This window comes from Aurantimonas sp. DM33-3 (genome assembly GCF_014334315.1).
In the GTDB taxonomy this organism is placed as follows: Bacteria; Pseudomonadota; Alphaproteobacteria; order Rhizobiales; family Rhizobiaceae; genus Aurantimonas; species Aurantimonas coralicida.
Map to the genome: position 1 here is coordinate 32,514 of NZ_JACSGS010000022.1, position 15,493 is coordinate 48,006.

At 61.5% G+C, this 15,493-nt stretch carries 13 protein-coding genes; 12 read left to right on the forward strand and 1 reads right to left on the reverse strand.

Annotation, left to right across the window (positions count from 1 at the left end; translation table 11 throughout):
• The first annotated feature begins 24 nt into the window (after window positions 1–24).
• Genes H9Q09_RS22825 through H9Q09_RS20660 form a run of 5 tightly spaced genes read left to right on the forward strand, consistent with a single transcriptional unit; the run spans window position 25 to window position 4,438 of the window.
• Entirely contained in the window at window positions 25–831 is an 807-nt protein-coding gene (locus H9Q09_RS22825; protein WP_187392611.1) for an ABC transporter permease, read from the forward strand.
• Between the two features lie 34 nt (window positions 832–865).
• Window positions 866–1,858 carry an ABC transporter substrate-binding protein gene (locus H9Q09_RS20645; protein WP_187392612.1) on the forward strand — a complete coding sequence of 331 codons (993 nt, stop codon included), beginning with the start codon at window positions 866–868 and terminating at the stop codon, window positions 1,856–1,858.
• A gap of 25 nt (window positions 1,859–1,883) precedes the next feature.
• Window positions 1,884–2,660: an ABC transporter ATP-binding protein gene (locus tag H9Q09_RS20650; RefSeq protein ID WP_187392613.1), complete on the forward strand. Its 777-nt coding sequence runs from the start codon at window positions 1,884–1,886 to the stop codon at window positions 2,658–2,660.
• On the forward strand, window positions 2,657–3,490 hold the full coding sequence (locus tag H9Q09_RS20655; protein WP_187392614.1) for an alpha/beta hydrolase: 834 nt from the start codon (window positions 2,657–2,659) through the stop codon (window positions 3,488–3,490). Before H9Q09_RS20650 ends, H9Q09_RS20655 begins: the two co-directional genes overlap by 4 nt.
• 15 nt (window positions 3,491–3,505) lie before the next feature.
• Window positions 3,506–4,438 (forward strand): ornithine cyclodeaminase family protein, encoded by a 933-nt coding sequence (locus tag H9Q09_RS20660; protein ID WP_187392615.1) that lies wholly within the window; start codon window positions 3,506–3,508, stop codon window positions 4,436–4,438.
• 63 nt (window positions 4,439–4,501) lie between these two features.
• Here H9Q09_RS20660 and H9Q09_RS20665 read toward each other — a convergent pair whose 3' ends face one another.
• Window positions 4,502–5,110: a cupin domain-containing protein gene (locus H9Q09_RS20665; protein WP_187392616.1), complete on the reverse strand. Its 609-nt coding sequence runs from the start codon at window positions 5,108–5,110 to the stop codon at window positions 4,502–4,504.
• A gap of 127 nt (window positions 5,111–5,237) precedes the next feature.
• Between H9Q09_RS20665 and H9Q09_RS20670 the strand changes: the two genes are divergently transcribed.
• The 7 genes from H9Q09_RS20670 (at window position 5,238) to H9Q09_RS20700 (ending at window position 14,482) form a co-directional block, all read left to right on the forward strand.
• On the forward strand, window positions 5,238–6,533 hold the full coding sequence (locus H9Q09_RS20670; RefSeq protein ID WP_187392617.1) for an FAD-binding oxidoreductase: 1,296 nt from the start codon (window positions 5,238–5,240) through the stop codon (window positions 6,531–6,533).
• 15 nt (window positions 6,534–6,548) lie between these two features.
• A complete protein-coding gene (locus H9Q09_RS20675) occupies window positions 6,549–8,597 on the forward strand; it encodes a hydantoinase/oxoprolinase family protein (protein ID WP_187392618.1) in 2,049 nt (682 codons plus the stop codon).
• Window positions 8,597–10,285 carry a hydantoinase B/oxoprolinase family protein gene (locus H9Q09_RS20680; RefSeq protein WP_187392619.1) on the forward strand — a complete coding sequence of 563 codons (1,689 nt, stop codon included), beginning with the start codon at window positions 8,597–8,599 and terminating at the stop codon, window positions 10,283–10,285. Before H9Q09_RS20675 ends, H9Q09_RS20680 begins: the two co-directional genes overlap by 1 nt.
• Window positions 10,286–10,335: 50 nt before the next feature.
• Window positions 10,336–11,370 carry a TRAP transporter substrate-binding protein DctP gene (dctP, locus tag H9Q09_RS20685; protein WP_187392620.1) on the forward strand — a complete coding sequence of 345 codons (1,035 nt, stop codon included), beginning with the start codon at window positions 10,336–10,338 and terminating at the stop codon, window positions 11,368–11,370.
• A gap of 87 nt (window positions 11,371–11,457) precedes the next feature.
• Window positions 11,458–11,964, forward strand: coding sequence for a TRAP transporter small permease subunit (locus tag H9Q09_RS20690; protein WP_187392621.1), 507 nt, complete (start codon window positions 11,458–11,460; stop codon window positions 11,962–11,964).
• Window positions 11,964–13,253, forward strand: coding sequence for a TRAP transporter large permease (locus H9Q09_RS20695; RefSeq protein WP_187392622.1), 1,290 nt, complete (start codon window positions 11,964–11,966; stop codon window positions 13,251–13,253). The genes H9Q09_RS20690 and H9Q09_RS20695 overlap by 1 nt, the downstream gene beginning before the upstream one ends.
• The gene (locus H9Q09_RS20700) at window positions 13,253–14,482 is read left to right on the forward strand and encodes an MFS transporter (RefSeq protein WP_187392623.1); all 1,230 of its coding nucleotides are present in this window, start codon (window positions 13,253–13,255) and stop codon (window positions 14,480–14,482) included. The genes H9Q09_RS20695 and H9Q09_RS20700 overlap by 1 nt, the downstream gene beginning before the upstream one ends.
• The last annotated feature ends 1,011 nt before the right edge of the window (window positions 14,483–15,493 follow it).

Genomic DNA, 15,493 nt, shown 5'->3' on the forward strand with positions numbered 1-15,493 from the left:
AAAGCCGACAGGAGTCTTCGCCAAGTGAGCCAGTCCGAAACTGCCGCAGCAGCGAAATCCAACATCTGGACGACTCTGCCTGCCAAGCCCCTCGTCAGCCGGGATAATTGGATCAGGATAATCACGGCCGTCGTCCTGATCGGATCCTGGGAGTTCTTCGGACGCAATGCCAACCCGCTTCTCGTTGCGCTGCCGTCGCAGGTCTTGATGGCGACCTGGGAAATGCTCCTGACCGGCGAGCTTCTCGAGGCGACCATCGAAAGCCTCTCCGTCTTTGCTGCCGGATTCCTGATTTCACTGGTGCTCGGCATGGCCATCGGCATCCTGATGGGCACCAGTCGGACCGCCGAAGTCGCGTTCGACCCTTATGTCAATGCGCTCTATTCGATGCCCCTCATCGCACTGGTCCCGATCCTGATGCTGTGGGTCGGCGTCGGTTTCACCTCCAAGGTGATCATCGTCGTCATGTTCGCGATCTTCCCGGTGATCATCAACACGCTCGCCGGGGTGCGCAATGTGGAGAAGAGCTATCTCGACATCGGCGTTGCGTTCGGCGCGACCCGCTGGATGACTTTCACGGGCATCGTGTTGCCTTCCGCCGTTCCTTACATCGCATCCGGCACGCGGCTCGCGGTCAGCCGCGGTATCATCGCAATGATCGTTGCAGAGTTCCTGACGTCGATCGCCGGTCTGGGCGGACTCATCATCAACTATTCAAACCAGTTCCAGACCGCCAAGGCCTTCGTGCCGGTCTTTATCCTCGCCATCCTCGGCAATCTGCTGACCCACGCGGTCAAGCTCGCCGAGGATCGCATGGGTGCCTGGCAATAGCCGATCCCGACACTTCGCAACGAAAGGAAAGCCCATGAAATCGACCCTCAAGACTAGCCTTCTCGCCTTTGCCCTAGCGGCCGCCCCGGTGACGACCGCCCTGTCCGCCGACATGGTCAAGGTGGCGCTCCCAGCAAAGATGTTTCTGAACGTCATCGAGTTCGTTGCGCAGGAAAAGGGCTTCTACGAAGCGGAGGATCTTGAGGTCGAGTTCACCCATATCGCGGACAGCTCGATCCCGGTGCGGACGCTGATCGCCGGCGACATGGACATTATTCAGGCCGGCATGGCCGAGACGCTCGTCGCGATCGGTCGCGGCGCAGAACTGAAGACAGTCGGCGGCATCCATAACGGGCTGCATTATGCGTTCTGGACGCGTCCGGATGCCGGTATCGAGTCGATTGCCGACCTGCCTGGGAAGAACGTCGCCATTTCAAGCCCAGGATCCCTGCCGCACGTCGTGACGCTGGCGCTCCTGCACAAGGAAGGCGTTCCGCAGTCGGAGATCGACAAGATCAACTGGGTATCGATCCAGGGTTCGAGCGCACGGGTCAACGGGATCATCGCCGGCGCGGTCGACGCGACGGTCGCCTCCTATTCGCCTGAGGTTGAGCGCAGCGGTAACGCCATCATTCTCGAAATCGTTGGGCCCGAGCTTCCCGACTACGTAATGATCCCGTTCGATACAACGGACCGGATGATCGAAGAGCGTCGCGATGTCCTGAAGCGCTTCATCAAGGCGCAGCTTCTCGCCACCCGCTTCGTCCTGGAGAGCAAGGACGAGACGCTCGCCGTAGCCAAAGGGCACTTCGACTACTCGGACGAGGATCTCGACGCGTTCTATAAGTTCTACATCGACGGACGCATTTGGAATCCCAACGGCACCATTGCCCCGGCAGCCGCTGAATACATGCAGGAGTTGAACGTCGAGTCAGGCCTGCAAGACGAGGTGCTGCCGGTTGAGGAGGTCCTCGATACCTCGATCGTCGAGGAAGTCATCGCGGAAATCGGTACCTACGAGAAGTAGGCGAGCTAACAGGCAGGAGCCCGTGATGTCCTCACTCTCCATAGAGCAGGTGACGAAGACATTCGTCGACAAGCGCGGAACGACGGTCGAGGCCCTTGCGGGCTTCGACCTCGACGTCCGCTCCGGCGAGTTCATCACCATCCTCGGCCCCAGTGGCTGCGGAAAGACAACAATGCTGCGCATCCTCCAGGGGCTGGAGAGCCGGTCCGGCGGACGGATATCGATCGAGGGACGGCCGATCGACGGGCCGGGCCCCGAACGGGGGTTCGTGTTCCAGCAGTACGGGCTGCTGCCTTGGATGACGTGCGGTGAGAATATCTCCTTCGCGCTGAAGGCCCGGGGTGTCGAGAAGGCACGCCACAATGAGATCATCGCGACATCGCTGGAAACCGTCGGACTTGCGGCGTTCCGGAATCACTATCCGAGACAGATGTCGGGCGGCATGCAGCAGCGTGTCGGGATCGCGCGGGCCTTGGCGATCGATCCTGATATCCTGCTCCTCGACGAGCCATTCGGTGCTCTCGACGCGCTGACCCGCGAGATTTTGCAAAATGAGATGCTCTCGCTCTCCGAACGCATGAAGAAGACAATCCTCTTCGTCACGCACTCGATCGATGAGGCGATCATCTTGGCAGACCGGGTCGTCGTCATGTCGGCGAGACCCGGACGCATCGACCAGATCATTGATATCGACATAGAGCGTCCGCGGGCGGGCAAGGGCGAGAGCATTCGCGAGGGGGCGCGGTTTATCGAGTACCGGCGGCTTCTCTGGGGTCTCCTGATGGAGAAGCACGCGGCATGACAGACGCTATGCTTCGAGACCACGAGTGGCAGTACAATCCAAGGGTCTCGACCCCGGACGCCGACGGCTATCGCGATAGGGCTTCCGCAGCCTCGACCTCAATGCGGGCAAGACGACCGGATGCAATCTACGATATCCCCTACGGCCCAGGGGGGAACGACCGGCTTGACATCTTCCCCGGCACTCCGGGAGGCCCCGCGCACCTTTTCCTGCACGGCGGTTATTGGCGGGGACGCGACAAGGCCGACTACAGCTATCTGGCCGATACCTTCAACTCCGCCGGAATCTCCCTCTTCGTCGCCAACTACGACTTGTGTCCCAGTGTAAGACTCGCCGATATTGTTCGTCAGACGCGCCTGTGCATGTCGGCCTTCCCCGCGGTCGCCGCGGACGCCGGATGCGATGTCGGGCAGCTGTCGGCGTCCGGTCACAGCGCCGGTGCGCAACTTCTTGCGATGTGCATGGTCGAGAGTGCGAGAATCCCGGACGGGATGAAGAGCGTTACCCTCGTCAGTGGCATTTACGACGTCTCCCACGTTCTTAGCATCTCGATCAACGAGACCATCGGCCTCACGCAGGCAGACGTTGCCCCTCTGAGTCCCCTGCATCTGCCGCTCAATGGCGATCGCACGGTGGTCGACGTTATCGTGGGGGGAGACGAGAGTGCGGGGTGGATTGCCCAGTCGGCTCTCTTCGCCGAACGCTGCCAAACGATTGGCCTTGATGCGAGGCTCCTTGTGCAGCCGGGCGAGAACCACTTCTCCATCATGGAGAGCTATGGCGACCCTGGCCACGACCTGGCTCGCCGGATCGTCACGCTTTGCATCTGAACCACAGAGAATTCGATGATTCACGTATCAGAAGAAAACGCCCGTCGAGTGGTCGGGCTTCGCACTGCCATGGATGCCGTCCGCAAGAGCTTCGTTGATCTCCACGAAGGTCGCTGCCGGCTCCTGCCGGTCGTCCGAGAAGGCCTCTCGAACCGTCTCGGAACATTTGGCGTCAAGTCGGCGGAGTACGACAGCCTTGGCCTTGTCGGGCTCAAGGCCGGCGGCTACTGGCCCGGAAACACCGGGAACAACGCCCGGCTGACCAACCACCAGTCGACGACTCTTCTGATCGACGCGACGTCTGGGCTGGCGCTCGCCTCGGTGGAGGCAAATTGGCTCACTGAGGCCCGCACTGCGGCAGCCGGGGCGGTGGCCATGGACGTGCTCGCCAGAAAGGACGCGAATACACTCGGCATATTCGGAACGGGCATGCAGGCCCGCAGCCAGATCGAAGCGGCGCTGCTCGCCCGGCAGTTCACGACGATCCGGATTTGCGGCCGTAACCCGGCGACAACCACTGCTCTTGTGGCGGCCACTCGCCAAGCCCACCCCGGCATCGAGGTCGTGGTAACCGGCGCGGAGGATACTGTTCGCGCATCGGACGTGCTTATTACGGTGACGCCGTCTAAAGAAGCGCTCTTTGCGCCCGAATGGGTGCCCGATGGGCAGCACATCAACGCCATGGGGGCCGACACCGTCGGCAAGCGCGAGTTGCCAAGGGCCCTCTTGGGAAGGGCGCGCCTATTCCACGATGACTTAGGCCAGTCGGAATTCCTGGGCGAGTTCCAAGGCTACGAGGACCATGCCGACAAATCGGTCTCGATCGGCAGCGTCCTGGCAAATGCCTCAGCTTTCTCCCGCTCCGAGACCGACGTGACCATCTTCGATGGCACGGGTGTCGCCGTACAGGATATTGCCGTGAGCTGGGTCGCCTACAAGGCAGCTTAGCCACCGCCCGTGGATAGCCATACTCGCTTAAGTTTAAGGAGCCTAAGGCCCGCTGCTCAACTACTAATATATTGGCGGCGTATTTATCCACAGGACCCGCGTTTCCTCATCCGCAGCATTGCTGAAGCGATGAGGACGTCGGCTCCTAAAGGTAAAACTGTCTCCCGGGTAGAGAAGGAGGCGCTTATCATCGACCCAAAGTTCGAGAGCACCGCTCAGGACCACCCCTCCTTCTTCTCCGTCATGTGAGAAAACGTCGTCGCCTGTCGACCCACCCGGCGACAGGACGATCATGAGCAATTCGAGGGTGCCGATCGGCTGGGGCGTCAACAGTTCCTTCACAAGGCGCTTCTCCCCGAAGTCCAGGGTTCGCCGTTCATTCTTGCGCACGACCAGCCCCGCTTCTTCCTCTGCATGAATATCCTCTCGATCCACTGCAGGCATCTTACTGTGATCGCTGAACAGCGTTCCGACGGGGATTTTGAGACCGTGACTAAGGGCATAGAGGGAGCGGACCGATGGCGACGTCAGACCACGCTCGATCTTGCTGATCATGCTGACAGACAAACCCGTCAGCTCCGACGCCTGCTCCAGGCTCAGTCCTTGCTGCTTACGGTGGAAGCGTACGCTTCGACCTACCGCCTCATCCGGCCGGCGCTCCATAGTAACCATGTGAGCCTTCCTCAATCTCTTTCCACTCCGCTTTGACAAGCTACAGGACAAATGACAAGATTTTTTGATTGCAAGTCAAAATTTACCCGCCTAGGTTTGGAACGTCATTCAAGGAAGCGCGCAATCGATGAGTGTTGAGCACCCCGATTCTTTCTGGCGAGCCACTGCCAACAGCGGGGAGCAGTTCTCCGTCCTTGACAGCGACCGCAGCACCGAAACGTTGATCATCGGGGGCGGCTTCACCGGTCTTTCCACCGCGCGGGAGCTTTTGAGCCGGGGAAGGGAATGTCTGGTTCTAGAGGCTCACGACATCGGCTGGGGGGCGAGCGGCCGGACCGGCGGCTTTGCCGTTCCTCGGTTCAAAATGAATTATTCCACCCTGGCACTGAAATACGGGCACGAGGTTGCCCACACACTGTACCTTCAGGCGTTGGAGGCAGTCGACAGCGTCGCAGAGACCGTCGAATCCTATAAGATCGACTGCAGCTTTCAAAGAAACGGCCACCTGACACCAGCACATACTCACACTGCGCTGACAGGCCTCCAGGCAGATGTCGATTGGTTGCGAAGTCACGCGAATGACAGCACCGCGAGGATCATGGGGCTGGATGAGACCTCCGAGGCCCTCGGTACCACGGTTTATAAGGGCGCCTACCTCGACCCCCGTGGCGCTTGCCTCCACCCCTTCAACTACACGCGCGGCCTCGCTCGTGGACTCGAGGCGCGGGGCGTTCCCATTATGACAAATAGCCCGGTCGTGTCGCTCCACCGCGACGGCGACCGTTGGGTTGCCCGGACGCCAGCCGGAGCCGTGCGAGCAAAAAGCGTAGTGCTGGCAACGAACGCTTACACACGGCCTCTTCTTCCCAGAGACGATCTCAATCGCAGGGTCGTTCCGGTGGCCTCCTCGGTCATCACCACGCGGCCGTTGAATTCGAATGAGAGGAAAAAGACCCTCCCATGCGAGTTGCCGGTTACGGACACGCGGCGCCTCGTCAGCTACTTCCGGATACTGCCTACGGGCCAGCTGATGTTTGGCGGCCGCGGAGACATCACCGGGCGCCGCGATGACCCGGCCGTGTACCGCACGCTCGAGCGCCAGCTGGCGCTGACCTACCCCCATCTGCAGGGGATCGAGATTGAGGAACGATGGGCCGGTATGGTCGCCGTCACGCTCGACTCCTTCCCCCACATCGGCAAGCTCGAGGACAATGTCTTCTACGCGCTGGGCTATGGCGGCCGGGGCGTTGCGCTGTCCAGTCTTATGGGTCGTCGCCTCGCGGCCCTCGTCTCTGGCGAGAGAATCGATCCCGGTCCGATGGGCGACGACGACTTCACCACGGTTCCCTTCCACGCGTGGCGGCGAACCGGCATGCGGATCATGGCGCGCTATTACCAGATCCGCGACCGTTTTGAACGATAGGAAGCAGACCAGACCATGATCGAGATCGGCGTTGATATTGGCGGCACCTTCACAGACGTCGTCTGCCGTGCCCCCAATCAGCCACTGCGGGTGATGAAAGTCCCGACCACGCGTGCAGATCCAAGCCGTGCCGTGTTGGAAGCTGTCCGTCAGCTAAGGGAGCAATGGGATGTCGCGCCGGAGGACGTCGCGCGCTTCGTACACGGCACAACAGTCGCCACAAACGCAGTGCTTGAGCGGAAGGGTCCTAAGACTGGACTTCTGACAACGGCGGGATTCAAGGACATCCTCGAGATCGGCCGGCAGATGCGGCAGACGATGTATGCCGCCGTGCTTGAACCGGAGGTGCCTGCCTATCTCGCACCGGGTGCACTGCGCTTCGAGATTGGCGAGCGCATATCCTTCGACGGCGAGATTGTGCGGCCGCTCGACGAGCAGGACGTTTTGGACGCAGCTGCGGCCCTTGTCGCGGCCGGCGTTGAGGGCATCGCCATCTGCTTCCTTTTCTCCTTCGTCAATCCAGTGCATGAGCGGCGTACGGCCGAGATCATCCGCGAGGCCTATCCGGACCTCGCTTTGTCGCTATCGTGCGAAGTCGATCCGGCGTTCCGAGAGTACGAGCGGACGGTAGTCACGACCTTCGACGCCTACATCAAGCCGGTGATTGACCGCTACCTCGCTAATCTCGAGCGGGGCTTGGAGCAGGCAGGCGTGCCGGCGCCTTTGCAAATAATGCAATCTCGCGGCGGCATCGCAACGAGCGAAGTCGCTCGTCAGCGACCGGTCCGACTATTTCTTTCTGGCCCTGCCGCCGGAGTCGTCGGTGCACGGATGGTTGGTCAGTCAGCCGGTATCACGAACCTCATCAGCGTGGACATCGGTGGCACGAGCTCCGACATCGCGCTGATCCGCGCAGGCGAGCCGCTGATCCGTCCAGAAGGTCATGTCGCGGGCTACAACATCCGCGTGCCGATGGTAGACGTGAATGCTATCGGCTCAGGAGGCGGTTCGATCGCTTGGCTCGACCCCGCTGGCGGCCTTCGCGTCGGCCCCCATTCAGCGGGCTCCGAGCCCGGGCCGGCCTGCTACGACCGCGGCGGCGAAAACGCTACCGTAACGGACGCTTCGATCGTCCTCGGATATCTGGATCCCGATTACTTCGCCGGAGGAACGGTGAAGCTCAGGCCCGAACTTTCGCATAAAGTAATAGAGGAGAAGGTAGCTCGACCGCTCGGCTTATCGGTCGAGGAGGCGGCGCTCGGCATCCACCGTGTCGTCAACACCCAGATGACCGAGGGGATCCGTCTTGTGTCGATCCGCCAGGGCTATGACCCCCGCGACTTCGCGCTCTTGCCGCTCGGAGGCGCGGGCGGAATCCACGCCGTGCCGCTCGCGGACGAACTCGGCATCACGCGTATCCTCATTGCTCGCCACCCGGGTGTGCTGTCTGCGACCGGCCTCTTGTCCGCAGTCGTCGAGCACGAGATGTCGGCTGCCTTCCCGCGCAGGGTCGACGAGTTGTCGCTGCCGGAAATGCGCGCCTCCCTTGAAGAGCTGGACCACCGATGTGGCGAGCTGATGAAAAAGGAGCGCGTCCGCTCGGAAGACGTCGAGATCAGCTACTTCGCCGATGTCTGCTTTGTCGGGCAGTCACACTATCTCGAGGTGCCGTTTATTCCCGGCGAGGATACGGCCTCGGAGCTACGCAACGGCTTCCGTGCCGCCCACCGCCGCATCTTTGGCCATGCTGCGGATACACCTACCCAGGTCGTCAACCTGCGGGCAATCCACCGCGCCGGCGGCGAAACAATTTCCGATGAGCCCTCCGCTCCGGCGGCCGGCGAGAATGCGTGCAAGGGGACGCGACAGATCGTGGTGCCGGGCTACGAGGGCAAATTCGAAGCTGCGATCTACGACCGCGAGCGTCTGGCGCCCGGTGTGACGCTGGTCGGACCCGCCGTGCTCGAGCAGGCCGACACGACAACTGTCGTGCCCGTCGGTTGGTCGATCCGCGTCATCGAGGGCGGCAACGTCCTCCTCTCCCGCGACGGAGCCAAGGGCTGATGAACAATATGCCGCAGAAGATCGATCCGATCACCCTCGAGGTTGTCCGCAATAAGCTCGACGGCATTGCCAACGAGATGGAGTCCACGCTCCTCAGGTCGTCCTTCTCGCCTATCGTGCGCGAAGGGCTCGATGCGTCCGCGAGCCTGTTCACGCTCGAAGGCGAGTCGCTGGCGCAAGCGGTCGCCATTCCGATCCATCTCGCGACGATGATTCCTGTGGTCCGCCGGATCACGAGCGAATTCCCGCCGTCAACGATGGCGGAGGGCGACATCTACCTGATGAACGACCCTTATCTCGGCGGCACGCATCTCCCCGACATAGCGCTTGTCATGCCGATCTTCGCCGACGGCCGGCCAATTGCCTTTGCCGCTACGATGACGCACCACCAGGATGTCGGCGGCATGTCACCCGGCTCTATCCCAACGAACGCCACGGAAATCTACCAAGAGGGCCTGCGCCTACCCCCGCTCAAGTTTCGGGATGGGCCGGACCGCTTCGACGAGACAATTATCAGGATCCTCCGGCTCAACAGCCGCATTCCCGATACGTTCATGGGCGACATCCACGCGCAGGTGTCGGCCTGCACGGTGGGTGCGCAGCGCGTGGCGGCGCTTGCTCAAAGCCATGGCGGCAACATGATGCTGTCGCTGTTCGCCGAGCTGCTCGACCGGTCCGAGCAGATGACCCGTGAGGCGCTCCGGAAGATCCCCGAGGGCACCTACACCTATGTCGATTACAACGACAATGACGGGATCGAGCTCGATAAGCGGATCCGCATCGAGGTCGCCGTCACAATCAAGGACGGTACTTTCACCTGCGACTTCACGGGCACTAACCCGCAGGTGCGCGGCCCCTTCAACGTCGTGCCGTCGGGTAGCCAGGCGGCTGCGTACTTCGCGCTGCGCACAATCACTGGCGTTGAAATACCTACAAACGGCGGCTGCTTCCGCTCGGTCGAGCTTGTTCTGCCCGAAGGCAGCATCCTGAACCCGCGAGAGCCGGCGCCGGTCAACTCGCGGACCGCCACCATCAAGCGCGCGACGGGAGCAATCCTTGGAGCGCTACGCGGCATCCTGCCCGAAGTCGTCGGCGCGGACGCGGCGGGTGAGATGCTCGCGCTTATGTTCGGCGGCACCGACCGCGACGGTCGGCGCTACGTCGTCGGCGAGCTGATCGCCGGAGGCAGCGGCGCCGGCCCTCGAAGCGACGGTGTCGACGTCATTGAGACCGACGCGACGAACTGTATGAACCTGCCGGTAGAGTCGTTCGAGCGCGATGCCCCAATCCGAATCAACTCGACCCGGCTGCGCCGCAATTCCGGCGGCGCCGGGCGGCAGCGGGGCGGCCTCGGCATCGAGCGGGAATACGAGATTCTTGCGGGGGAGGTCGTCTTTACGCATCGCGGCGAGCGTCACTTCTGCGCCCCTGCCGGCGCTGATGGCGGCGACTCGGGCATGATGGCTCGGTCCGTGATCTACCGTGCGAGCGGCGAAGAGGAGGTCGTGCCCTCCAAGCTCGTCACCCGCCTGTTCCCCGGCGACCGAGTGTTGATCGAGACGGCCGGTGGCGGCGGCTTCGGTCCCGCGATCGACCGACCAAGGAGTCTCGTGCATGCCGATGTCGCCAACGGAAAGGTCACTGCTGAGCAGGCGCGAGAGCTCTATCGGCTAGACGAGACTGAGTAGAGAGAGTGGAAGCAGAACGAACCTAAAATAGTCTCACAGGAGAATTTGCGATGATCAAGCAACTGGTTCTGAAAGCCACGTTGGCGGCTTTTCTCATGAGCTCGGCGTCTGCCGCACTCCTGGGAGTAGATGCCGCGCGCGCGGCTGACAGCGAGTGGAAGATGCACATTGTCTGGGTTCCCGCGCGCCCGGAGGCGCAGGCGTACCAGAATTTTGCAGACCGGGTGAGCGAGCAGGCGGGTGACGCGCTTGACGTCAAGCTGTTCACGGGCGGGAGCCTCGGCGTCAAGGATGCAGACCTGCTGAGAATCCTGCCGCGCGGCAACATCATCCAAGCGGCCGGCCTCTATCCGGGCTATCTGACTCGCGACAAGCCACAATACGCCTACACGCTGCCCCCGGGCGTGGTGGCGCAACCCGAGACCCTGAAGGAGATCTTGCCCGAGCTTCGGGAACTCTATGAGGCCACTTACGACGAAGTTGGCATCAAGCTCCTCGGCTTCGTTGGCCACGCGGTTCGCGATACGCACATCATGTGCAAGGAGCCCCTGAGCTCCCTCGAGCAGCTTCGCGGCAAAAAGGTCCGTGTTTGGGAGCAGTTCCATGTTGACGTTCTGGAGAAACTGGGCATCTCGGCGCAGATCGTAGGCCAAAACGACCTTTATGTTGCGATGCAGACGGGGGTGATTGACTGCGCGGTTTATCCGATTGGCCTTGCCGTATCGGTATCGCTTCAGGAGGTCGCGCCGTACGCGAGCTATCTCTTCCCCTATGTTCTGCACCCGCTGAACCTCCTCGCCTCGCAGGAGGCCTTCGACGCACTGTCGCCCGAGGTGCAGGAGATTGTCACGAAGACGGCGGCAGAAGTCGAGCAGGAGTCCTTCGCGTCCTATCTCAGCGGCGTCAACGATGAGGCGGCGCTGAAGGTCTTTCGGGAGGACGGCGGCCAACTCCTCGATCCGTTCCCGGAGGAAGACCAGCAAGCCTTCGTGAATGCCGCACGCGAGACCTGGCAGGAACTGTCCGCAGCCGGCGGCGAGGCGGGCCAGGCCACCTACGACACGCTGAGTAAGGCGATCGAATAAGCAAGGCGAGGGGCGGGCGCCAGAGGCGTCCTCCCGACCGCTCGATTACGTCCACGCGCACCGAACAATGGCCGGAGGCCGACAATCTTGCAGCCCATCCTGCGCTGGTCAAACAGGCTCGCCTCAATGCTTGCGAGCATCGCTGCGATCCTTGCCATCAGCATGTCGATCTTCGTCGTCCTGGCATCGGTCATGCGATACTTGGTCGGATCTCCTTTCGCTTTCACCGAAGAGCTCGTCGGGCTTTTGTTCACGGCGATGATCTTCGCCGGTATCCCGGTGGCGACGCTCCGCCGCTCCCACATCGCAGTGACTATCGTGCCCGACCTCTTGGGGCCTGTGGCGAGGCGGTTCATTGACCGGAGCGCCTACGCCATCCTCGCCGTCTTCTGCCTCTGGTTCGGCATGCTCACCTGGGACTACCTGCAGATCACGCTCGCGCTCGACGCGCGTAGCGCCGGAAGCCGCCTTGTTCTATGGCCATGGACAGCCGTGCTTCCCTTATCCTGCTTCCTGTCAGGCCTTGCCGCGCTGCTAAGGATCTTAGTGCCGGAGAGCGGCCACGAGGACCGAACTCATCTGGGAGCCGAGTAATGGTGTGGTGGATCCTCCTCGCCGGTTTCGCGATTACTGCGATCACGGGAGTCCCGATCGGCATTGGCCTCGCGTTGACCGGCATGGCGATCCTCCAGTTTGTTGTGGGCAACGCAACCGACCTTGCCGTCAACGCGGTGTGGAACGTCTTCACAGACTTCACGCTGAGCGCCGTCCCGCTCTTCATCTTCATGGGCGAGATCATGCTCGTCAGCGGCGTGAGCGGTAAACTCTACTCGGCTGTCGCGCCGCTTTTCACGCGGGTGCCGGGCAAGCTCCTCCATACGAACATCGCCGTCAGCGCCCTGTTCGGCGCGGTCTCGGGAGCTAGCACGTCAACTGCTGCGGCTATCGGATCGGTCGCCTACCCTGAGCTGGAGAAACGAGGCTACAAGCCAAGCGTAGTCGTAGGAACACTCGCGGCAGGCGGTACGCTGGGCCTGCTCATCCCGCCGAGCCTGTCACTCCTCATCTACGGAGCGACACAACAGGTTTCCATCGGTCAGCTGTTCCTCGCTGGGCTCGTACCAGGCCTGATGCTGGCGGTCATGATGATGCTGTACATCGGTATTGTCACGAGCCGTACCGCCGGCGTCGTCCCGGACGATGGTGAGCGTGTTGGGCTCCGACCGGCGCTGCGGATGCTCTTGCCCATCTGGCCGATTGGTTTTCTCATCTTTTCCGTCCTCGGTACGATATACACAGGGCTAGCGACCCCAACAGAGGCCGCAGGACTGGGCGTCGCGGCGGCGGCCATCCTCGGCTTCCTCTGGGGCGAACTCACGGCTCTGAAATTGTGGAACGCGTTTGTCCACTCCGTGCAGGTTTTTGTATCGATCGGCGTCGTGATGCTTGGCGCCCTTATCCTCGCGCAAGCCATCTCGATCCTCGGCCTGCCAATCGAGGTAATGTCATGGATCGAATCCATGAACCTTACGCCCATCATGGTTCTAGTCCTGATCAGCGTGTTCTACCTCGTTCTCGGTTGCTTCTTTGACGGCATTTCTTTGATGCTCATGACACTGCCGATCGTGTTCCCAGTCATGACCGGCGTCGGCTTCGATCCCGTTTGGCTCGGCGTCATCATCACGATCCTCATCGAGATCGGCATGCTCACGCCGCCAGTCGGTATGAACCTCTATGTCCTTACCGGCATAACAGGGAACCGTGTCACGCTGCTGCAGGCCGCATATGCCTCTCTTCCCTTTTGGATCCTGCTTCTCTTGGGTGTGGTCATACTGACGGTGTTTCCGGCGATCGTTCTTTTCCTCCCCAGAACGCTCTTCTGATGCAGCGGTCCTCAGGCGTATTTTATCCGCGCCGAGGGCGGCTGGCCGCCGTACTGCTGCTCTTCGGAGTGGCTTACTTTCTGTCTCTGTTCTTTCGAACGGTCAACGCGATACTTGCGACGAAGCTCGAGGCAGATCTAGGCCTCGATGCAGCGTCGCTCGGGCTTCTCACTGCCGCCTACTTTTTGGGATTAGGGCTGACGCAGATCCCGATTGGGCTCTGCCTTGACGCCTACGGTCCTCGGCGCGTTCAGGCGGTCCTTCTCCTCATAGCCGCCCTCGGGATAGGAGCCTTCGGGCTCCTTGAATCTGTGCCGCTCCTCGTAGTCGCACGCGCCTTGATCGGGATCGGCCTCGCCGGGTGCCTTGTGGCAGCCTATCAAGTCTCGAGCCTGTGGGTGGTACCGGAGCGGGCGCCACTCGCCAACGGCCTTTACCTAGCCGTAGGCGGGCTGGGCGTGCTAGCTGCCACGACCCCCGTGGAGTTCATGATGGATTTCATGAGTTGGCGCGAGTTGTTCGTCTTCGTTGCCGTTGGCACTGCACTCGTCGCCATCGCCGTCGCCGTGGTCACTCCCGATCCGCCGATGCACGAGGCAACTTCGTGGGCGGAGCGGATATCAGGTCTCGCAGTCGTAACGCGCAACGAGGAGTTTCGTCGCTATTTGCCGATGACTGCGCTCTGCTTCGGCACCGGCACTGCGATGCAAGGGCTGTGGGCGTCGACCTGGCTGCGTGACGTAGCCGGCTATGACAGCAACGCGATCGCGTGGTCGCTGACGGCTATGGCCTTGGCCCTGACGGTGGGCTCGGCTGCGGGCGGCGTGGCAAGCGTCCTCGTCGAGCGTATGGGCTTTCATCTGACGCACGTGGTGCTCGGCAACGCGATCCTGTTCGTCGCGGCCGAAATTGGCATCCTCCTTGCGCCGCTTCCAATCGCTCCTGCATTCTGGATCCTCTTCGCGTTGACCTACAATGCCGTAACCCTTTCCTACGCTCACGTGGCTCGCTCGCAGCCAATTGCCTTCGTGGGGCGCTCCAACACACTGATGAACACGGCAGTCATCCTCACAACCTTTGCCTTGCAGTATGGCCTAGGGCTATTCCTCTCGCGAACGTCGCAATGGTTTCCAGAACGAGCGTATTCAATCGCAATTGCCACACTGATGATCTTGCAGATCTGCGCAATTGCCTGGTGCTGCTGGCCGCTCCTGAAAAGGAGATCATGAGCGTCATACGGACGTGCCTGCCAGGGCCGCTTGTAGTTTCACAAACGGCCATGGTCATCGCCTCCGCGGTGCCCGGCCGCCCAAGGTGCACCGCGTTGGGCCGGTAAAGTGGCCGATATTGCGTCTTCATGTTCAAGAGTGGTGACGGTCACCCAGCCTTGCCGGTTGAAGCACTGACCGAGGTATTTCCATGCTTGAGCCACACTACCAAGCGTTCATCGTGGAAGGCGCTACCCTGCAGCTGCGCCATATCAGCACGGGACGGCCTGTGCTGTTGGCCCATGGCGTGCCCGCGACGTGGAAACCCTCGCTCCCGTCGCAGACCGTCTGGGTGTGCATTTCGAAGCCATCTCCGTATCCCGCAAATATGCAGGATTAGGACCGTACGGGATGCGCTCCTCCGGGACCGAGGGACAGCTTCTGGATCTGCGCGATCTGATTTTGGCACTCAATCGCGGACCCGTGCATCTTGTGGACTGGTCCTATTCGGCTCATGCAGCGCTGGCATGTGCCGTCCGACACCCTGAAATGATCCGATCGCTCTTGGTGTGCGAGCCGGCTTTCCGACGTTCGTCACGGACCCCCGCGATTGCCACGGGTCGCGTCCCCATAGGGGTTGACGCGCGGCCTACACTTGGAGCATACCAAGCACAGATAAAAAGGTTAACGCCCTCGGCTTTCCAGCGAGGGCGTTTTGCTTTTACGGTGCCCGCTGCGCACGACGCATAGCTTAGCTTTGTGAGCCAGCGCTCAATCCTACATTTCGCGCCACTTGGAGCGTCTCGAAGACTCGGAGTTTTTTTCCCGGGCTTTTGCATTTTCGTGTCTCTTGCCTGGCTCGACCGTTCGAGCAGCCAAAGGGGAGTTTGCAATGCCATCACGTGAGTTTGGTCGGCCCCCACCGGGTGGTCCAAGGCAAATCTTAGTTCATGAGCGGCCTTTGCGCCAAGGCTGGCGTGGCCGGCGAAGCTGGTCCGGATGGCGAAGCCGGCCATTGCAGGACCTGCGGTG